General features: G+C 74.0%; 16 protein-coding genes. 7 read left to right on the forward strand and 9 right to left on the reverse strand.

Going from position 1 to position 19,305, the window contains the following annotated elements:
* Nucleotides 1-243: 243 nt before the first annotated feature.
* The 3 genes from ACZ58N_RS04225 to ACZ58N_RS04235 all read right to left on the reverse strand — a co-directional run bounded on the left by ACZ58N_RS04225 (nt 244) and on the right by ACZ58N_RS04235 (nt 6,075).
* The gene (locus ACZ58N_RS04225; RefSeq protein WP_471155418.1) at nt 244-2,727 is read right to left on the reverse strand and encodes a helicase-associated domain-containing protein; all 2,484 of its coding nucleotides are present in this window, start codon (nt 2,725-2,727) and stop codon (nt 244-246) included.
* Between the two features lie 232 nt (nt 2,728-2,959).
* On the reverse strand, nt 2,960-4,687 hold the full coding sequence (locus ACZ58N_RS04230) for a PP2C family protein-serine/threonine phosphatase (RefSeq protein WP_471155423.1): 1,728 nt from the start codon (nt 4,685-4,687) through the stop codon (nt 2,960-2,962).
* Between the two features lie 314 nt (nt 4,688-5,001).
* Nucleotides 5,002-6,075, reverse strand: coding sequence for a nuclease-related domain-containing protein (locus ACZ58N_RS04235; RefSeq protein ID WP_471155425.1), 1,074 nt, complete (start codon nt 6,073-6,075; stop codon nt 5,002-5,004).
* A 400-nt stretch (nt 6,076-6,475) separates the two neighbouring features.
* On the opposite strand from ACZ58N_RS04235, the gene ACZ58N_RS04240 reads away from it, so the two are divergent.
* Both ACZ58N_RS04240 and ACZ58N_RS04245 read left to right on the forward strand, forming a co-directional pair.
* Entirely contained in the window at nt 6,476-7,456 is a 981-nt protein-coding gene (locus ACZ58N_RS04240) for an XdhC family protein (protein ID WP_471155428.1), read from the forward strand.
* A 531-nt stretch (nt 7,457-7,987) separates the two neighbouring features.
* Entirely contained in the window at nt 7,988-8,392 is a 405-nt protein-coding gene (locus tag ACZ58N_RS04245) for a DUF6479 family protein (RefSeq protein ID WP_471155431.1), read from the forward strand.
* 83 nt (nt 8,393-8,475) lie between these two features.
* Here ACZ58N_RS04245 and ACZ58N_RS04250 read toward each other — a convergent pair whose 3' ends face one another.
* Nucleotides 8,476-9,387 (reverse strand): ATP-dependent DNA ligase, encoded by a 912-nt coding sequence (locus ACZ58N_RS04250; RefSeq protein WP_471155433.1) that lies wholly within the window; start codon nt 9,385-9,387, stop codon nt 8,476-8,478.
* On the reverse strand, nt 9,384-10,268 hold the full coding sequence (gene ligD / locus ACZ58N_RS04255; RefSeq protein ID WP_471155436.1) for a non-homologous end-joining DNA ligase: 885 nt from the start codon (nt 10,266-10,268) through the stop codon (nt 9,384-9,386). Before ligD ends, ACZ58N_RS04250 begins: the two co-directional genes overlap by 4 nt.
* 31 nt (nt 10,269-10,299) lie before the next feature.
* On the opposite strand from ligD, the gene ku reads away from it, so the two are divergent.
* The gene (ku, locus tag ACZ58N_RS04260; protein ID WP_471155439.1) at nt 10,300-11,541 is read left to right on the forward strand and encodes a non-homologous end joining protein Ku; all 1,242 of its coding nucleotides are present in this window, start codon (nt 10,300-10,302) and stop codon (nt 11,539-11,541) included.
* A 103-nt stretch (nt 11,542-11,644) separates the two neighbouring features.
* On the opposite strand, the gene ACZ58N_RS04265 is transcribed toward ku, so the two are convergent.
* The gene (locus ACZ58N_RS04265) at nt 11,645-12,454 is read right to left on the reverse strand and encodes a nuclease-related domain-containing protein (RefSeq protein WP_471155441.1); all 810 of its coding nucleotides are present in this window, start codon (nt 12,452-12,454) and stop codon (nt 11,645-11,647) included.
* Between the two features lie 211 nt (nt 12,455-12,665).
* Here ACZ58N_RS04265 and ACZ58N_RS04270 point away from each other — a divergent pair, with 211 nt between their 5' ends.
* The 3 genes from ACZ58N_RS04270 to ACZ58N_RS04280 all read left to right on the forward strand — a co-directional run bounded on the left by ACZ58N_RS04270 (nt 12,666) and on the right by ACZ58N_RS04280 (nt 15,548).
* On the forward strand, nt 12,666-13,307 hold the full coding sequence (locus ACZ58N_RS04270) for a hypothetical protein (RefSeq protein WP_471155444.1): 642 nt from the start codon (nt 12,666-12,668) through the stop codon (nt 13,305-13,307).
* Between the two features lie 196 nt (nt 13,308-13,503).
* Nucleotides 13,504-14,313 carry a hypothetical protein gene (locus tag ACZ58N_RS04275; protein ID WP_471155446.1) on the forward strand — a complete coding sequence of 270 codons (810 nt, stop codon included), beginning with the start codon at nt 13,504-13,506 and terminating at the stop codon, nt 14,311-14,313.
* Entirely contained in the window at nt 14,310-15,548 is a 1,239-nt protein-coding gene (locus ACZ58N_RS04280) for an ATP-binding protein (RefSeq protein WP_471155448.1), read from the forward strand. The genes ACZ58N_RS04275 and ACZ58N_RS04280 overlap by 4 nt, the downstream gene beginning before the upstream one ends.
* Nucleotides 15,549-16,074: 526 nt before the next feature.
* Here the strand turns inward: ACZ58N_RS04280 and ACZ58N_RS04285 are convergent.
* From ACZ58N_RS04285 to ACZ58N_RS04295, 3 genes are read right to left on the reverse strand one after another with little or no spacing between them, the layout of a single operon-like run.
* Entirely contained in the window at nt 16,075-16,344 is a 270-nt protein-coding gene (locus ACZ58N_RS04285) for a hypothetical protein (protein WP_471155450.1), read from the reverse strand.
* 10 nt (nt 16,345-16,354) lie between these two features.
* On the reverse strand, nt 16,355-17,068 hold the full coding sequence (locus tag ACZ58N_RS04290) for a TetR/AcrR family transcriptional regulator (RefSeq protein ID WP_389706024.1): 714 nt from the start codon (nt 17,066-17,068) through the stop codon (nt 16,355-16,357).
* Between the two features lie 23 nt (nt 17,069-17,091).
* Nucleotides 17,092-18,021 (reverse strand): AurF N-oxygenase family protein, encoded by a 930-nt coding sequence (locus ACZ58N_RS04295; protein ID WP_471155453.1) that lies wholly within the window; start codon nt 18,019-18,021, stop codon nt 17,092-17,094.
* Between the two features lie 170 nt (nt 18,022-18,191).
* On the opposite strand from ACZ58N_RS04295, the gene ACZ58N_RS04300 reads away from it, so the two are divergent.
* Complete coding sequence (locus ACZ58N_RS04300; protein WP_471155454.1) at nt 18,192-19,298, forward strand: ferritin-like domain-containing protein; 1,107 nt, start codon at nt 18,192-18,194, stop codon at nt 19,296-19,298.
* Nucleotides 19,299-19,305: the final 7 nt, after the last annotated feature.

The raw sequence follows: 19,305 nt of genomic DNA on the forward strand, positions 1-19,305 counted from the left end.
TGTATGCCATCGATGGCATACACACCGCCGCTCAGCTCGCCCGGCCCTGCCACCGTGCTCACCTCCACGCCGATGGCCCCTGCGCTGTGCGGCGGTCGGGCCACCGTCATCGAGGTCTGGCCCACGCGTCCTGGGGCCTGTCGTCAAAGTCCCGTCGTCGCCCGGAGGGCGGCCTCGCGGTGTCCGGTGCGTGCTCCCGGCGTGCCGGACACCGCGAGGCAGACGGGACTTTGACGACAGGTCCTAGCCGACCGAGGTGAGTGCGGAGGCCAGCGCGCGGGCGGTCGCGGGGACGCCGCGGGCCGGTTCGCCGTGTACGAGGTGGGCCTCGTCCAGGGAGGGCAGGAGGCTCGGTGCGCGGTCGGTGGGGGCGCGGTCGAGGAGCGTGGTGCCCGTTTCGGCTTCCTGGGTGGGGGCGTAGCCGGCCGTGCGGAGGGCCGACAGCGTCTCCTCCGGCGGGGCCGTGGAGATCAGGACCGTGGGGGCGATCCGGCGCAGGCGGAGTTTGGTCAGGCCGCGGGCCTGGGCGACCTCGGCGATCAGGGTGGTGTCGTCGGAGCGGATGCAGCAGGCCGAGCGGACGACCTTGAGTTGTCCGTGGGTCCGGGCGGAGTCCTTGATCGTGTAGGCCAGTGGTTGAGGGAGGGGGGTGTCGCGCTCGCTTGCCGCCGTGAGGCGGTCGAGGAGTTCGTCGGCGCTCCAGCCGGCGTCCAGGGCGCGGCGTACGGAGGTCGCGCTGATCCGCCAGACCACGGCGTGCCCTTCGGACTCGATGTCGCCGACGGCGGAGAGCAGGTCGGCGAGGGCGGGCGCGGGCGCGCCGGTGACGGTGGCGGTCAGGTCGCTCTGGAACCGGGCCGTGTCGCTGGGCTCGGGCAGCGTCGCGTACAGGGCCTCGCGGAGGCCGGTCACCGCCTTCGCCAGGGTGGGGCGGAGGTCGAGGTCTTCGCCCAGGCCCTCGGATCCGCGGCCGGACGGGTCCGCGCTCGCGCCGGGCACGGCCGGGTAGTGGTGGGCGGCGCCCGCCTCCAGGAGTCGGCACAGGGCGCGTCCCGTGGGGGTGAGGGCGCCGTGCGCGACGACTCCGAGACGGGCCGCCTCCGCCAGGGTGGCCGCCACGCGGTCGAGGATTCCGTCCAGGCCGGTCAGCTCACCGGCGTCGTCCACGGCCAGGTGGCTGCGCAGGCCGGGTCGGCACCACGAGGCCAGGGCGAGGAGTTCGGTGAGGCCCTGCGCGTCCGCGGTCAGCCCGTGTCCGTCGGGGAGGGTGGCGAGCGCTCGCAGGACCCCGGCGCGGAGGGTCACGGCGTCCTCGTCCCGCGGGCCGGCGAGTGCGACCGGGGTGTCGTCGGGGTCCGGCCAGTGGCTGGGAATTGCGGGGACCACGGCCCAGGCGGCCAGCAGCGGCAGCAGTTTGCCCGCTGCGGGGGCGGCTGCCCAGGCGTCGTAGCGGTCGCTCGGCAGCAGCCGGGCGGAGGGCTTGGGGGCCTTGGTGTTGCGGCGTCTCCGGGCGGTGGGGGCCGGTTCGTCGTTCCGGGGTGCGGCGAGTCCGGCGGTCACGGCGAGGTCGAGCCACAGCCGGGTGTCCGCCTCGTCCGCCCCCGCTGCCTTGGCCAGCCGCTTGGTGTCGCGTACGGCGATCCCGCGCGCCTTGCGGACCGCGACCGGCTGGGCGGCCAGGGCCCGCAGGACGAGTTCGGCGCGCCAGGCGGCGGCAGCCGCGGCCGTGCCGCCCTCGCCCTCCCAGCCGGACGGCAGCGGCGCGGTGGCGGTGGCGGTGAACGGTTCCGGTTCCAGTCGGGGGGTGGGTGCCGTGCTCCCCTCACGGAACACGCGGGCGACCTCGTAGGGAAGCTCCACCAGGTCGAGGCCGACGGGGACCAGGAGTCCGCGCGCTGCCAGCCAGTCGGAGCCCTCGTCGCCGCTTCCGCCCTCCCGGAAGACGTACTTGTTGTCCGGACCCGTGTACTGATCCCCGTACCGGCCGACGAAGCAGTGGGTCCGCAGCAGCGGTGGGCCGGGAATCAGGTGGTCCAGCAACTGCTGCGCCCGGAGGGGTGCCTCCGCCACCAGTGCGCGTACCCGGGCGGGATCGGCGAGGAGGGCGGTGATCAGCGCCTGAGCCTGGTCGCGCGTACGGGCCGGGCCCTCACCGAACAGGGTCGTGGCGATCCGCTTGACCTCCGGGGCGTTGAAGGCGCAGGTCAGCAGCCGGGTGGCGGTGCGCCCGTAGCCGTCGAACCCGGCGGCCCGAACGTGGAACAGCGGCGGCAGCGCCAGTTTCCCCTTGGGCGCGGGGAGCAACAGTGCGCGTTCCCTCAGTCGGGCGAGCATGTGCTCCGCCGCCCGCCGATCCTCCCCCGGCTCGAACCAGGCCAGGACGTCCCGCTCGGGCACCAGTCGGTCCATGGGCTCCACCGCGGCACCGGGCTTCTGCTGTTGCCAGGGGTATCGGGGCCCGTCCTCGTCCTCGCCGCCGGCTACGGGGCCGTGCCGCTCCAGGGCGAGGGCGGCGATGGAAGCGAGCAGTTGCAGCTCTCCGGCGTTGCCCGCCACCAGGCCCTGGGCCACCGACAGATCGGTGAGCAGGTGCTCGGCGAGCTCGCGGAGGGTGCCGATCCCCCGCGACCCGGCGGCGAGCGGCAGCTCCCGCTCCTCCAACAGCGCGGTCAGACGCTGAGGTTCCAGGGTTCCCAGCCATTTCGCGAGGGCGGTACGCGCGTTCACCCGGCCAGGCTAGCGCCGTCGGGTCGACCCGCGGGGGTGAACCGGTCGCGAACGCCTTCTCGGACTGCCGTGCTCGGTTCCCACGCGGGATCGCGCCTCCTGGCCCTTCACCTCGCGGCCGCGTGTGCGGGTCTCGCCGCCCGGACGGCCAAGACCTCGCCGCCGGCCCCGGCTCCGGCACGGGGTCTTCGTGTGTGCGGCCGACTCGTCTCCCGGGGTGGCGCGTCGGGGCTCATGTGGGCGGCAGGACCTGGACCGCCACCAGGCAGGTGTCGTCCGCGAGTTGGTCCTTTTCGTACGAGGCCATCAGGGAGTCCAGGGTTTCCTGGGCGCCGAGGCCCGTGCAGGTGGACAGGCGGCGGCGGAGTTCCGCGATGCTGTCCGTGATGTCCTCGTCCCTGCGCTCGACGAGGCCGTCGGTGTAGAGGAGGACGAGGTCCCCGATGTTCAGGGGCAGGGTGGCGGTGGCGTACGGGTTCCCCGGCAGCATTCCCAGGAGCGGGCCGCGGTGCGAGGCGTCGAGCACGGTGGCCTCGTCGCCGCGGAGCAGGAGGGGCGGGGGGTGGCCGGCGCAGGCCCAGGTCAGGCGCTGCTCGCCGTCGATGTGGCCGATGACGGTGGTCGCCGTCTCCGCCGACGGGTCGGCGCACAGCAGTTCGTTGAGCCAGGTGGTCAGGTCTCCGGCGTCGGTTCCCGGTGCGTGGGCGAGGCCGGCGAGGGCGTGGCGCTGCTGCGCCATCCGGGCGACGGCTCCCAGGCCGTGCCCGCAGGCGTCCCCGACGGCGAGCAGGATCCGGCCGTCGGGCAGGGCCCGGCACTTGTACCAGTCCCCGCCGATCGCGGCGTGCGGTTCCGCGGGCAGGTAGGCCGCGGCCACCGCGTATCCCAGGCCCGCGATCTCCGTGGAGTGGGTGGGCAGGAGCGCCTCGCGCAGGGTGGATGCCACGCGGCGTTCGGCGGCGACCTGCTCGCGGAGCCGTTCGCGTTCGTGGCGGATCTCCGCGAGCCGGTTGCGGGAGCGGACCTGCGCGGTGAGGTCGCGCGCGATGAGGTGGAGCGCCCAGGGGACGGCGTCGTCGTCGGTCACCGGGCGGCCGAGGACGTGCAGCGTGCGGATGTCGCCGTGGACTGTGAAACGGATGTCCTGGCCCGGTGGTTCCTCGCCGTCGAACAGGGCCCGCAGGAGTCGTCCGAACGCGGGGACGTCGTCGGCCGGCACGGTGTCGCACAGGTCGATGAGCGTCATCGGGCGGCCGGGTCCGGTACGGAAGATCGCGGCGAGGCCGTCGGACCAGGTCGCGGTTCCGGAGAGCAGGTCGAAGTGGGCCCAGCCCATGCCGGCGATGCGCTGTGCCTCCAGGGACATCAGCTCCGCGGGCTGTTGCGCGGGGCGCCACGTGGCGAGGACGTGGCCGTCGCAGCAGGCGGCGTCGTAGAGCAGTTTGGTGCGGTGCAGGCCGTCGGGGCGCCACTCGGTGTAGTCGACGGGGTGGGCCTTGAGGGCGCGGCCCGTGCGCAGGACCTCCCGGAGGGCGGCGAGGAGGCCCGCGCCGTCGGCACCGGGGCGGACGTCGAGGAGGCGTTCGCCCACGTGCCGGTCGGGTGCGTCGAGCCACGCGGAGGAGCGGACGTGGTTGCCGGCGCGGATGCGGAAGTCGACGGTGCGGCCGTCCTCGTCGGTGACGGGCGTGAGCAGGGCCGCCGACACGGGGATCGCGGGCAGGGTCGCGCACACGCAGGCCCAGGGGTCGTGTTCCCGCGCGGCGTCGCCGCAGCCGTGGCCGCGGTCGGCGCTGCCGCCGCAGGGGCACGCCTCGGCGACGGCCGGCGTACGCGGGTCCGGGGCGGGGGCCTCGTGGCGCACGCCGGCACGGCGGGCCGCCGCGGCCCGGAGGGCGCCCACCTCGCCGGCGATGAGCCGCTTGAGTCCCTCAGGGTCCTGGGGAACGGCCGGGCCCATAGGTCGCCTGCTTTCTCGGTGCGGTGCGGAGCGGCTCCCCGCCATCGGCCGGCGCGGGACAGGTACGCCCATGCTGCGCACGCCTGCCGCGCCGGCGCACGTCGGCATACCGCGGCGACCGGTGGCGTGCGGCGGTGGGGTCGGGGGCCGGCGGTGCGGGGTCCGGTTTCGGATGCCGTCGACGGGCGGGGGTGCGGGACGGGGTTCCGAGCGGGGCGACGGGTCCGGGCGTGGACGGGACGGGTGGGGACGGGACGGGTGGGGACGGGACGGGTCGGGTCGGGTCGGTGGGGGCGCCGGGGCGCTGCTTCGCGTCAGGGGGCCAGCCAGGCCCTGCGGTGGCGGGCGACGGCGTACACGATGTCGACCTGTTCCGGGGCGAGCCTTCCGGTGAGGGGGCCGAGGGCGGCGACCTCCCGTTCCCGGTAGACCCGGACCCGGAGTTGGGGGTGGGGTCGGGTGGGGGCGCGGGTGGATGTGGAGGTGGATGTGGAGGTGGATGTGGGGGTGGTCGCCCTGGGGATCTCGTGGGCGCCCACGAACACGAGGACCGGCTCGACCTCCACGGGGAACGGGCAGTGCCGTTCCAGGACGCTGCGGGCGAGTGCCGCCTCGGCGCGGCTCCGGGCCGGGTAGGGGTGGGGCGGCCCGTGATCGACCTTGACCACGTCGTCGCCCACCCAGATCGACTTCCCGCGGAAGTTCTTGGTGTTGACGGTGAACACCCCGCCCGGTCCGACGAGCAGGTGGTCGATGTCGCCGCCCCGGGTGAGGGGGATCGAGTGCAGGACCTTCCAGCCCTGGTTCCGCAGTCGGTCGAGTTCGGCCCCGGCGATGCGCTCGCCCGCCAGTCCCTTGAACCAGGGGTCCCACTCGGTCTCGCGCCGCAGGAGCCGGTCCAGCGTCCGGCGGAACCTGCTCGGTCCCTTCGAGCGGAGCATTTCCTGGATCCCGGAGCCGGGCCGGTTGCGCGCGAGGTCGTCGGGCGCCTTCAGGGGCGGCAGGTGCCGTGGTCCGGTGCGGCCACCGTGTGCGCGGGCCCCGGATCGGTCCGCGGGCGGTGGGGGTGGGGGCGGTGGGGCGGAGGGCAGGGCGGCGGTGGCCGGTGCGGGGAGGCGTGGTGCCGGTTCGGGTGGCGCGGGGTCGGGGCGCCCGGGTGCTGTCGGCTCCGGGCGGTCGGGGTCGGCCGCGGGATCGGGCGCGGGTTGTGTGTGCGTGGTGTGCGGGAGCTCCGCCAAGTGCCGCCTGAGCAGGGCGAGTGCCTCCTGACGGTGCTCCTCGACGAGGACCGTCACCCTGCCCGTACGGCAGTCGGCCCAGGCGACGGCGGCGCCGTCCGGCAGGTTCACGTACAGCCGGTCGTGACCGGGCTTCCGCCAACGAGACACTTTCAGCCGCCCCACGTCGCCCCCTGACCACGTCACGCCCCGGTGTCCATGGGAACAGCCGGATCGCGCCCCCACAAGATGCCCTGTCCGGGCCCGAGGGGCCGGGCCCGAACAGGGGCTCCGGCCAACGAGCCTGGATCGGGGCCGGGTTGGAGGTCGGCCGTCGCTCGGCGGTCGGGGTGAGGGCCGGGTGGCGTGGGCGTGGTACTGCCCGGGGCGGCGGCGGGGCCCGGGGGGCCGGTGGGTTCCGGTGGTCCGTACGAGGGCTGGGAGCGGGGTCTGTGGGATTTGGGGGGTGGGGCGGGGGTGGGGGCGTGCGTAGGGTGGTTGTGGAGGCCGCCTTGTGTTGTTGACCAGGCACTTTGCGGGTACGTAGCGCGTAGAGGATGGGGCGACGAGCATGCGTGAACTGGCGGAGACGGCGCGGCAGTGGGTGTCCGAGGGGCGGGCCGGGTTCCTGGCCCGGCCGGTGACCGAGCAGGGGTTCGGGCCGCGGGACCCGTCCGGGGCGGTGCTCGTGGACGCGCGCGGGGAGTGTGTCGGGGCGCTCTACCGGGGTGTGTTCGACGCCGAACTCGTCGCCGAGGCCGGGGCCATGGAACCGGGGCGCACGGCCCGGGTGTGCGAGGTGTCGGTCCGTGCGGGGGAGGCCGTGGAAGCCCGGCTGACGTGTGGCGGGCAGGCCGAGGTGCTGATCCAGCCGTTGACGGAGATCCCGGCCGAGTGGTGGGAGCTGCTCGGGACGGGGGCCGGTGTGGCTCTGGTGACCCGGTTGGACGAGAGTGCCGAGAACGCCGTGAGCCGGGTCGTGCGGGTGGGCGGTACTCCGGTCGACGATGCCGAGCGTCGGGCCGGGGAGCTGCTGGGGACCCGTCGACCCGGTCGTGACGCGCTGTACGGGGGGTCCGGGCTGGTGCTCGTCGAGGCGTACCCGTCCGCACCGCACGTGGTGATCGGTGGTGGCGGGGAGCTCGCCGAGGTCATCGGGAAGCAGGCCGCGCTGCTGGGCTGGGAGTCGGTCACCGTGCACACCGCCGTCGAGGCCGGGAAGGTGCTCGACGAACACCGGGACGCCGCCTGCCTGGTGCTGCTCAGCCACGAGCCGGACTTCGACGTGCCGACCCTGAGGACGGCCCTGGCGCTCGGGATCCCGTACGTCGGGGCCCTCGGCTCGCGGCGGACGACCGCGCGGCGCCGGGAGGGGCTGATCGCGGCGGGAGTCGGGGCGGACGGGCTGTCCCGGGTGCACGGCCCGATCGGCCTGGACCTCGGCGCCAAGACCCCGGCCGAGACGGCCCTGGCCATCTGCGCGGAGATCCTGGGGGTGCTGGGCGGGCGGGACGCGCAGGGGCTGCGGGACTCCGACGGGCCGCTGAGGTGACGGGCCGCCGCGGGGCGGTGAGGCGGTGGACGGCGGTGAGGCGGTAGGTGCCGGCGGGACGGCAGGTGGTGGCGGGCCCTGAGGGGTCGCAGCCCGCCGAGTCGGGGTGACGGATCCCTGGGGGGCGGCCCCTCAGGGACCCGGGCGGTACGAGTCCCCTGAGCGGGGCGGGCCCCTGAGGAGTGGCGAGCCCCCGGGTGGGGCGGGCCTCCTCGGTGAGGGAACCCCGGACACAGGCCCGCCGGGCCGCGACCCGTCGGGGGCCGCCTTGCGCGGCGCCGCCGCCCGGCGGGTCGTGCTGCCGTGGTCTGCGGAGGGGTGGGCATCCGGGTGCGCCGGGTGCGCGGGTGGCCTCCGTTCACCCGTCCGGAGTACGCGGCCCGGGGCGGTCGGTCGGGGGACGAAGGGACCGGCCCGTGGGCGGTCGGGGGCGTTCCGGGTGGTGTTCCCCGGTGCCGGTCGGGCGGGGGCGTGCGCGGATTCCTCGCACCACCCGCGTGAATTCGGAGCAAATGCGGGAAAATAGGACGTATGAACACGACCCTGAACACCCTCGCGCTGGACACGGCGGTCAGCGACATCGCGTGGTTCCTGGTCATCGGGATCATCGTGGTGGGCTTCCTGCTGGGCGGTTTCATCCTGGGCAAGCGGGTCCGGAACCAGGAACCGGCACCGCCCACCGCCGAAAGCCAGCCGCACCTGCCGGAGGGCGGGGCGGTCTACGAGGTCCGTGAGGAACGCGAGTCCGTGGAGATCCCGGAGGGCGGCCTGCGGCCCCACGAAATGCAGGGCTACGGCAACTTCGGCTCCACCACCCACAGCCACCAGGACGAGGCCCGCGCCGAGCGGGAGGCCGCGCACCGGCACACCGAAGGGCCCGAGCCGCACTCCCAGCCCGGGGCCCCGCCCGACGCCGGACGCGGCGCCCACGCCTGACGTCCCCGACCCCGTCGACCCCACCGACCCCGACGCCCGACGCCCGACGCCCGCCATCCTCTGACCCGCGCCTCCCGCGCGGGTCAGAGGTCCGTTCGCAGCCGCAGCACCTCGGGCGGCGGGTGGCGGGCCGAACTGTGGCGGACCTCGGCGGCCAGGGGCGGATCGAGCGGGCGGTACGGCACCTCGCCGAGCCCGATGGCGGTGACCGTGGCCCCGGCAGGGGCGGTCCGCGCTCGGGCGGCCACCGCGGCCGCCAGCTCCGTGCGCAGCCCGGCCGCCAGCGGGCTCGACACGAGCGGCGCCTCGTCCTCCTCCCCCGGCAGGACCAGGACCAGGGCCACCGGGCGGGCCGGGGTGCCGGTGTAGCCGATGCCCGCCGCGTCCCGGACGTCGGTGTGGCGGAGTTTGCGCCAGGCGCGCCGCCCGGCCGGGTAGGGCTGGTCCAGCCGTTTGACGACCAGGCCCTCGATGCCACTGGCCGGCAGGGTCTCGTACCAGGTCTCGGCCAGCTCCGGGTCGGTGGTCATCGGGACCGGCTGGAGCGGCGGCCCGAGCGGGAGCAGCAGGTCGACGAGGAGGGCCCGGCGGCGTTCGTAGGGGCGGCCGCGCACGTCCAGCCCGGCCAGCTCCAGTACGTCGAAGGCCGCGTACGAGGCGGGCAGGCTCTGCGCGAGCACGGCGGCCCGGGCGGCGGTGGCGGCCGCCGCACGCCGTTGGACGAGCGCGAAGTCGGTGCGGCCGGCGTGCCAGACGACGACCTCCCCGTCCAGGACGGTCCCGGCGGGCAGCAGGCGGGCGGCGGCGGCCAGGTCGGGGAAGGCAGGGGTCACGTTCCGGCCGGAGCGGGCCCGGAGCAGGACGTCCGTCGCCGTCCGCACGACGACCATGCGGTGCCCGTCGAACTTCGGCTCGTACGCGAGACCCGCCCCGCGCGGCAGGGTCCGTACGGCGGCGGCCAGAGCGACCCGTACGGGCCCGGTGGCCGCGGTCACGGCAGCCTCCCCGTCAGGGCCGGATCGAACAGCGGCGCGAGGAGATCGCCGTCCTGAGCGAGCCGGGGCGGGATGTCGTCGGCGAGGAACACCAGGTCGGAGGCGGTCCGACAGGCGTCGACCTCCTCCCAGGAGACGGGCGCGGAAACGGTCGGCAGCTCGCGGGCGCGCAGCGTGTAGGGGGCGGCCGTCGTCTTGGCGGCGGCGTTCTGACTGTGGTCGACGAAGACCTTGCCGGGGCGCAGTGCCTTGGCCATCCGGTGCACGACCAACTCGGGGAGCGCGCGTTCGGCCTCCTGGGCGAGGGCCTTCGCGTACGCGGACACCAGCTCGGACGGGGTGGGCTCCAGGGCGACGGCCAGGTGGATGCCCTTCGAACCGGAGGTCTTGGCGTAGGAGCGCAGACCGTCGGCGGCGAGGCGGTCGCGCAGCCAGAGGGCGGCGGCGCAGCATTCGACGACGCCGGCGGGCGGCCCGGGGTCCAGGTCGAGGACCATCCGGTCGGCGACGGCGGGTCGACCGGCCGTCCACTGGGGGGTGTGGAGCTCGACGACCAGGTTGGCCGCCCACATGAGGGTGGGCAGGTCGTCGACGATCACCTGTTCGGCCGATTCGTCCTCGGAGCGCGGGACACGGGCGGTGCGCACCCAGTCGGGTGTGCCGGGCGGCGGGTTCTTGGTGAAGAACAGTTGGCCGTCGGGCCCGTCCGGATAGCGCAGGAAGGAGACGGGCCGGTCGCGGAGGTGCGGGAGGAGGGAGTCCGCGACGGTGGCGTAGTAGTGCAGCACCTCGCCCTTGGTGAAGCCGGTCCGCGGGTACAGGACCTTGTCCAGGTTGCTGAGGGCGATGCGACGCCCCTCCACCATGGTGATCGGCGTCATAGGATGAGATTGCCACGAATCAGGAGGAACCGTGCGATCCATTTGGAACGGGGCCATCTCCTTCGGCCTGGTCAGCATTCCGATCAAGCTCGTGAACGCCACCGAGAGCCATTCGATCTCCTTCCGTCAGATCCACCTCGCCGACGGCGGGCGGATCCGCTACCGCAAGGTGTGCGAACTGGACGGCGAGGAGGTGTCGGGCGCCGACATCGGCAAGGGGTACGAGGAGGCCGACGGGGCCATCATCCCGATCACCGACGAGGACCTGGCGCAGTTGCCGATCGCGACGGCGAGGACGATCGAGATCATGTCGTTCGTCCCGTCGGAGGAGATCGATCCGTTGCAGATGGACGCCGCGTACTACCTCGCGGCGAACGGCCCGACGGCCGCGAAGCCGTACACGCTGCTGCGGGAGGCGTTGAAGCGGAGCCGGAAGGTGGCCATCGCCAAGTACGCGCTGCGGGGGCGGGAGCGGCTCGGCATGCTGCGGGTCGTCGATGACGTGATCGCGATGCACGGACTGCTGTGGCCGGACGAGATCCGGGTCCCGGAAGGGGTGGCCCCGGAGGCCGACGTATCGGTCCGGGAGGCCGAACTCGACCTGGCGGACGCGCTGATGGCGACGCTCGGGGAAGTGGAGATGGCCTCGCTCCACGACGACTACCGGGAGGCCGTCGAGGCGATGATCACGGCGAAGGCGGGCGGGGCGTTCGAACCGTCGGAGACGGTGGCGGAGCCGGCCGGGGGCCAGGTGATCGACCTGATGGCGGCACTGGAGAAGAGCGTACGGGCGGCCAAGGCCTCCCGCGGCGGGGCCGGCCCGGACGTGGAGCCGGACGCGGAGCCGAGTGCGGAGTCCGGTGCGGAACCGGCCGAGGTGACACCGATCCGGCGGCGGTCTGCGGCCGCGCCGAAGGCGGTCGGCGGGAAGAAGTCGACGGCGTCGACGGCCACCCGGAAGACGACGGCGGCTGCGGGTACGAGTACGGGTACGGGTGCGGGTCGGAGCACGAAGACGGCCAGGTCGGTGAAGACGACCGCGGGAACCGCCAAGGCCACCGGGTCCGCGAAGGCCACGGGAGCGGGTGCGGGCACCACCAAGTCGACGGCGAGGAAGACCACTTCGACGGCGGGGAAGAAAGCGACGGCGGGAAAGGCCACCACCGCGAAGGCCGCTTCCAGGACCGCCGCGAAGACCACGGCGAAGAGCGGTGGAGCCGCGAAGGCCGGAGCCCAGCAGGCCTCCCCCACCCGCAAGAAGGCCTCGGCCTGACCGACCGGTCGCGACCGGCCGGCCCCGACCGGTCGCGGCGCGACCCAGGCGCGCCCCGGCCGGTCCTGTCCGGCCGGGCCGGCCGGACAGGGCCCGGGTTGCGTCACCCGGCGTGGGCGCCCCGCCAGGTGCCGAGGTCGCGGCCGAGGGTGAACAGGGCCTCGATGTCCGGGACTTTGAGGGTGACGGGCGCCTCCGCCAGGGCGGTGACGGCAGTCGCCTGCTGGAGGACGCGGACGTCCCGCAGGGTCGGGGCGACGTCCAACCGGGAGGCGTCCGCCACGACGAGGACCGGGACGATCGGCGCGGACAGGGCCCTGGACGCCCGGCCGGCCGCGCCGCGTATCCGGCGGGGATCCGGGCGCGGTTCGGAACGGCCCACCGTGAGCTGGAGGTCACCGATGTGGACGCGCTGGCGGCGCCCCGGGACCGACAGGATCGCGAACACCCCCGGCGGGCCGATCAGCAGGTGGTCCAGCAGGCCGAACCCCGGGATCGGCACGTCGTGCACGGCCCGCCAGTCCACCGCCTCCAGGGCCTCCAACTCGGCGCCCGTCCGTTGCCTCGCCTGGAGGTCCTGACGCATCCGGTGCCGGGCCCGGCTGCCGGGTGAACCGTGGGTCAGCTCGCCGATCAGGGTCTCCCCCGGCCGGTTCGGGGCCAGGTCCTCGTCCGGAGCGAGCACCAGGCGGCGCAGATCGGCGGCGGTGGGAACCGGGGGCGGCCCCAGCGTCCAATCACCGGTCAGGTACGGGCGCAGGGCGGCCAGTACCGCCTCGCGCTGGTCGCCGGCCAGCAGGCTGACCCGGTTGGGTTGCCGGTCGTACCAGGCCACCGCCCGGCCGTCCGGTCCGTTGACGTACAGCCGGCCGCGACCGGGTCGGCCGCTCGGCAGCACTCGCAGTCCCCGCATCGTCCTCACCCCCGCCCTCCATGGGAGCAGGAGGCGGGCCGCGGGGCAATCCCTCGACTGTGTAACGACTCCGTCGGGTCCCTGCCGCCCCGCTGTTACAAGACCACCGCCGTACCGCAACGGCCGCCGGCTACTTTTGGCCTGTCCGGGCTCCCCCGGAACCCACCGGACCCCGGGACCCACCGGATCCGAACTGCCCCGAAGGAATCGCGTGAACTCCGCCCGCCGCCGCACCCTCGTCCGCGTCGCCGTCGTGACCGCGTGCGCCGCGGGCCTGCCGGCCCTGACCGTCACCGCCGCGTCCGCGGATCCGTTGGCCGACGCGGCACCGGCCGCCTCCTCGACGCAGCGGACGCTGGTCAAGAGCGTCGCCCTGGCGGACGGCCGGTCGACGGCCAGGGTGTACCGGCTCGCGCAGGACGCGTACCAGGCCGACATCCAGCGGGCCGGGGTCACCGTGGCCACCTTGACCAGCCGCGCCGGAGCCACCGGCTTCGGCAGCAGCGGCGAGCTGCGCGCCGCCCTGCTGCCCGACGGCCGGCTCACCTCCTGGGTCGGTGACACCCGCCCCGGGGACGACGCCCGCGCGGTGGACGCGGGCGGGCACAAGACCGGTACGCGCAGCGGGCACGCGGTCCCCGCGTCGGCGCAGCGCGTGGACGCGGACGGGTCCCGGGTGGGCGGGTCCGGGTCGGGCGGGGCCGCCGGTACCGCCGAGGCGCTGCGGCTGCACACCCTGGCCGACGGGCCCGGTGAGGGCGTGCTGCTGCTCGCCGCGGGCGGTGGGATCGCCGCCGTCGGCGCGGCCGGACTGGGATTCGCGATGCTGCGGCGCGGGCGCTCCGCGGGCTGAGCCCCGGGGCGGTCGCCGCGGGCGGGGCCGGGGCGGCGTGCGGGGCGGCGCCGGTGTCAGGGGTGGGGCCGGTGTGCACGGTGGGGCTGGTGTGCAGGGTGGACCGATCGACAAATGGGGCGTACCTCTGCATAAGGTTGACGGGATACCGACCGTCGACGCCGCCTTCGTGGCGCGGAGAGGAGCCCCTGCCGTCGTGGCCGTACCCGTGATCCCGGGCCGCTCGCGCACGCCGCGTCGTGCGGGCCGGCCGCTGCTCCTGGCGGCGATCCTGCTGCCGCTGGTCATGGGGTGCGGCAACACCGGCGGGCTGGTGCCGGCCGGGCCGACCCCGACGGCGAGCGGACCCGTACACCTGTGGCCGGAGCGCCGGGGCGCCGACGTACCGCCCGCCGATCCCGGGGGCGCGCCGCCCCAGTACGTACCGGGTTTCCCGCCGGTCGCCGACCAGGACGTCCACGCGGTCGACCCCGTGGCCCTGGTCCAGGCGGAACTGCGGGCGTACCCGGACACCTCCGTGGGGCCCGACGGCATGTACCCCGAGACCGCCGCCGCGGTGCTGGCCTGCGGGAAGGAGGGGTCGGACCCGGCGAAGTGCCCGGTGCTGGCGCCCTACTACCGGGACCTCACCGGCAACGGCGTGGACGAGCTCGTGATCGGCATCGAGTTCCCCGACAAGATGATGTCCGTACGGGTCTACACGGCGGATCCGGACGGCCGGCTCAACCGGATCATGGCGACCACCGAGACCGTCGTCGCGGTGGAACTCGCCGGTCGGGACGTGATCCTGCGGGTGCCCAGCGGGAACCCCGGGTACGAACTGATCACCGCGTGGTCCTGGGACGCGAAGCAGCGGTCGATGCTGCCGACGCGGGAGCAGATCGTCCGGATCCCGGCGAAGCAGCCGGGGGTGTCGGGTTCGCGGAAGCCGTCTCCGTCCGTTTCGTCGGCGCCGGCGACGTCGCCGTCCATGTCGCCGTCTCCGTCGGGGGCGGGCGGCCGGTGAGGGTGCGGCTGCCGGCGTGGACGGCGACGCTGACGTGGAAGTCGGCGTGCTTCATCGTGGTGATGTGCTGCTCGCTGGCGGCGGTGCTGGGTGTCCTGGTGCACGTCGAGGTGACCCGGCAGACCGTGGCGACGGCGCGGGACAAGGCCCTGGCCCGGCTGCACGACGCCTCGCGGGCGTACGAGGCCGGTGAGGTCCTGCCGCCCGACTCCGGGCTGGACCCGGCCGGGTTGCCGCCCGAACTGCGGGACCTCGCGGTGAGCGGCAGGCGGGGCACGGTGGTGGCCGACTACGAGGGGCGGGCCGTCATGTGGGCCGCCGCCCCGGCCGACGGGCGGGCCCTGGCCGCGGCGGTCGACTACAGCCAGAGCGCCCGGACCATCAGCGGCCTGGACAACGCGATCATCGGCTCGTCGGCGCTGGCCCTCGGGGGGACCCTGCTGGTGGGGGCGTTCGCGGTGACGCGGGTGACGCGTCGGCTGCACCAGACGGCGACGGTCGCGCGGCGGATCAGCCACGGCGACCTCGACGCGCGGGTCGACGACCCGCGCACGAAGGATCCGGGGCGGCGCCAGGACGAGGTGTCGACGGTGGCCGGGGCGTTGGACACGATGGCCGGCACGCTCCAGGACAAACTGCTGCGGGAACAGCGGTTCACGGCGGACGTCGCACACGAGTTGCGGACGCCGTTGACGGGGTTGCAGGCGGCGTCCGAGCTGCTGCCGGAGGGGCGGCCCACGGAGCTGGTGCGGGAGCGGGTTCGCACGATGCGTCAGCTGACGGAGGACCTGCTGGAGATCTCGCGGCTGGACTCGCGCAGCGAGGTCGTCGAGACCGATCTGCACCAGTTGGAACGGCTGGTGCGGAGGGTTGTGCGGGGGGCGGCGGGGGTGGGGGTGACGGAGGTCGTCGTACGGCGTGACGTGCACGTCGAGACGGATCGGCGGCGGTTGGAGCGGGTGCTCGGGAACCTGGTCGTGAACGCGCACAAGCACGGGCGGGGGCCCGTGGTGGTGACGCTGGACGGGCCCGTGGTGACGGTACGGGACCACGGGGACGGGTACCCGGACTACCTGCTGGAGCGGGGGCCGCAGCGGTTCCGGAGCGGGGGGAAGGGGCACGGGCTGGGGCTGACGATCGCGGTGGGGCAGGCGGAGGCGATCGGGGCGCGGCTGGAGTTCCGGAGGGCGGAGGGGGGTGGGGCGGAGGCGGTGCTGACCCTGCCGTTGCCCTGACCGGGCGGGGGGTGGGGGTCGGGAGCGGTGCCGGTCGGGGGCTGCGGGTGGGTCGGGGCCGGTGCCGGGGTGGGGTGTCGTCCGGGACGGGCATGATTTATGGCGCCCTGGCAGGGGCTGCGATGGCCGAGCGGCGCCTTGCGCCAACAAATCACGTTTTAGTCCCGGACGACACCCCACCCCGTCCCCGACCCCGACCGAATCCAGCCTCGCCGGCGCTTGAGGCGCGGGGTCCGGGGCGGAGCCACGGGGGCCTGTGGCGGGAGCCGGCCGCACCCTCCGGCCCCGTCGCACCGCCCGGCCTCGCCGGCCCGCCCCGGCGCACCACCCAGCCTCGCCGGCGATTGAGGCGCGGGGTCCGGGGCGGAGCCACGGGGGCCTGTGGCGGGACACCGCCCCACCCTCCGGCCCCGTCGCACCGCCCAGCCCCACCGGCCCGCCCCGGCGCACCACTCAGCCTCGCCGGCGTTTGAGGCGCGGGGTCCGGGGCGGAGCCACGGGGTGGTGCCGGGAAGGGGTGGCCGGGTCAGGGGCGGGGGGGTTTGGTCCAGGGCCAGCGGGGTTTGGGTTTTGTGCCCGTCGGGGTGAAGGCGTACTTCCAGCCCTTCTGGAGGCCCAGGCGCTTCGAGTAGCCCGCCGGGACGCGTTCGTAGAGGAGGACCGTCGGGGGGCCGCCGTCGGCGTCGGGGACGGGGATCTCGTACCACTTCGGGGGGTGGCCGGTCGGGCCGACGAGGATCGGGAGGACCCGGCCGTCCATGGGGCCGCCCTCGAACGGGGTGGGTTCGCTTCTCACCCCTCCAGTGTCACAGCAGGTGGGCGGCCTCGGAGACCACGGGGATCACGCGGCGCGCGAGGACGCCGACCGGGCCGTCCGCCGATTCCAGGGCGAGCGCGGCCCGCGCGGCGGCGGCGGTTTCCGGGTCGGTGGCGGCGGTGGCGGTGAGCAGCGCGATGAACTGGTCGACGAGCCAGTCGCGGAGGGTGTCGACCTCCGGCTGCTTGCCCTCGTCGATCCAGATCAGGGAGGCGGCCTCGACGGCGGTGATCCAGGTGCGGACCATCATGCGCAGGCGCGGGCCGGGGGTCGGGACGGCGAGGTGGAGCAGGATCTGTTCGGCTGCGGCGCGCCTGATGCCGTCGACGGTGGCGGTGGTGCGGGAGGTTTCGACGACGCTGCCGCCCTGGAGGAGGGCGGCGAAGCCGGCGTCGTGTTCGTCGACGAAGGCGAGGTAGCGGTCCAGGGCCCGGGACAGGCGTTGGGTCAGCGGGCCGGCCTGGGGTTCGGCGAAGCAGAGTTGGAGGAGGTCGGCCGCCGAGCGCAGGGCGGCTTCGTACAGTTGTTGCTTGCCGCCCGGGAAGTAGCGGTAGACGAGGGGGCGGGAGACCCCGGCGGCCTCGGCGACGTCGTCGAGGGAGATCTCCTCCGGGGCCCGGTGCGCGAACAACGACAGGGCGGCGTCGAGGAGCTGGGCACGCCGCTCCTCGACGCTCAGTCTGCGGTAGGCGCGTACGGTCATGCACGCAGCGTAGACGACGCCCGTCAGGCCAGGAGGCCGGAGCTCTTCCACAGTTTCCGGCCGACTCCGCGCATCATGCCGATGTCGTCGAGGAAGTCGGTGAGGCGTTTGGCGCCGGTCTGCATGACCTCCCGGCGGTGGCCGCTGGCCTTGACCTGGGCGACGGCTTCGCGGCGGTCGAGGCCGATGTTGTCGTAGACGGCCGGGTTGACGAACGCGAGGGAGAAGACGCGGGCGGCCTCGCCGCAGCTGACGCGGGTGAGTTCCTGTTCCCAGCGGGGGGCCGTGAGCATCTGGCGGCGCAGTTCCTCACGGGCGTAACGGACGTGCCGGGCCTCCTCGATGACGTGAATGCGGGTCACGCCGCGCACGAGGGGCTGGATGCGCTCGTCCGGGAAGGTCAGGCGCTGCATCCAGTCGAGGATCTCCTCGCCGAGGAGGGTGCAGGCGAAGGAACCGGGTGTGGTGGAGATCGTCTTGAGGACCCGGGCCAGGTTGTGGTTGGCGCGGGAGACCGGGTAGGCGGGGGCTCCGCCCGTCTGGATCATGCGCGCGAACATCATCGAGTGCCGGCACTCGTCGGCGATCTCGGTGAGCGCGTAGCGGACGTGGTTGCTGGTCAGCGCCTTGTCGTAGATGTGTCGGACCAGCAGCTGCATGAGGATGATCTCGAACCAGATGCCGAGGGAGGCGAGCGCGGCGGCTTCGTGGCGGGAGAGCTCGATGCGCTGTTCCTCGCCCATCCGCTTCCACAGCGGGGTGTCGTAGAGGGAGAGCAGCTCGGGCGGCCAGTAGTACTTGCCGTCGACCATGGGGGCGTCCCAGTCGAGTTCCTTGTCGGGGTCGAAGGAGTGCTTGGCCGACGATTCGAGCAGGCGCTCGGCGATCTGCTCACGGTCCTTCAGCTCGCCGAGGGCGTCCCTCAGCACGGCTCGCTGCGTCACGGTGGTCATGGCTTCGGGCACCTCGTGGTCGGGGGTTACCGGCGGTCTCCCCTTATGAGACTGCCTGTCAGCAAGGTCGTCAATCCCTCGCGCGCGACTTGTTGACCCCGCGTCTACCAACGTGTGACGCTGCCAACTGTCCGGTCCGGTACGGAAGTACGCGAGACGAGGAGGCGTCGGTGTCGACGCATGAGCTCTACACGAACGACCCGGGCGAGGGCGTCCGACAGATCCCCGCCTCCGGTTCGGCCCGCTTCAGCTGGGAGTACGACGGCGGCCGGGAGCGGCTGCTGGCGCTCTACCAGAAGGGCAAGGACAAGCAGTGGGACGGCGCCAAGCGCATCGACTGGGACATCGAGGTGGACCCCTACGATCCGCTCGGCACCCCCGACGAGGTCCTCACCCTGTACGGAACCCGGCACTGGGCGAAGATGACCGACCGGGACAAGGGTGAACTGCGCCGGCACTACAGCGCCTGGAACTTCAGCCAGTTCCTGCACGGCGAGCAGGGCGCGATGGTGTGCGCGGCACGCATCGTGGAATCGGCACCGGACCTGGACGCGAAGTTCTACTCCGCCACCCAGACCATGGACGAGGCGCGTCACGCGGAGATCTTCGGGCGCTTCCTCCACGAGAAGGTCGGGATGCTCTACCCGATCAACGACAGCCTCGGGGGGCTGCTCGGCGACACCCTGCGCGACTCCCGCTGGGACATGCCCTACCTGGGCATGCAGGTGCTCATCGAGGGGCTGGCGCTGGCCGCCTTCGGGATGATCCGCGACACGACGGACAAGCCCCTGCCCAAGCAGATCCTCGCCTACGTGATGCAGGACGAGGCCCGCCACGTCGCCTTCGGACGGATGGCCCTGCGCGACTACTACAAGCAGCTGAGCGACGCCGAACTGCGCGAGCGCGAGGAGTTCGTCATCGAGGGCTGCCACCTGATGCGGGACCGGCTGCGCGGGGTGGAGGTGCTGGAGAACTTCGGCATCCCGAGGCGCGAGGCGGAGGAGTTCAGCGAGCAGTCCGATTTCCTGCACCTGTTCCGCAAGTTGCTGTTCAGCCGGATCGTGCCCTGCGTCAAGGACATCGGGCTGTGGGGCGAACGCCTCCAGAAGGCCTACCTCGACATGGGCGTCTTCGACATGGGCAACTCCAACCTGGACCTGCTGATGAACCAGGACGAGGAGATCGCCGAAGCCCTCGACCGCGAGCGCTTCGCCACCGAGGAACGCGAGCGGGCGGAGGAGGTCGAGGCGACCGTCCGGGAGGGCGGGGCGGAGTAGGGCTCGT

The sequence above is a fragment of the Streptomyces sp. NPDC040432 genome, assembly GCF_055595445.1.

Coding starts and splice junctions, on each gene's coding strand:
- ACZ58N_RS04265 (WP_471155441.1), bottom strand. CDS start 12,454: ATGCGGGGACTGCGAGTGCTGCCGAGCGGCCGACCCGGTCGCGGCCGG.
- ACZ58N_RS04230 (WP_471155423.1), bottom strand. CDS start 4,687: ATGGGCCCGGCCGTTCCCCAGGACCCTGAGGGACTCAAGCGGCTCATC.
- ligD (WP_471155436.1), bottom strand. CDS start 10,268: ATGACGCCGATCACCATGGTGGAGGGGCGTCGCATCGCCCTCAGCAAC.
- ACZ58N_RS04295 (WP_471155453.1), bottom strand. CDS start 18,021: ATGACCACCGTGACGCAGCGAGCCGTGCTGAGGGACGCCCTCGGCGAG.
- ACZ58N_RS04245 (WP_471155431.1), top strand. CDS start 7,988: ATGAACACGACCCTGAACACCCTCGCGCTGGACACGGCGGTCAGCGAC.
- ACZ58N_RS04290 (WP_389706024.1), bottom strand. CDS start 17,068: ATGACCGTACGCGCCTACCGCAGACTGAGCGTCGAGGAGCGGCGTGCC.
- ACZ58N_RS04240 (WP_471155428.1), top strand. CDS start 6,476: ATGCGTGAACTGGCGGAGACGGCGCGGCAGTGGGTGTCCGAGGGGCGG.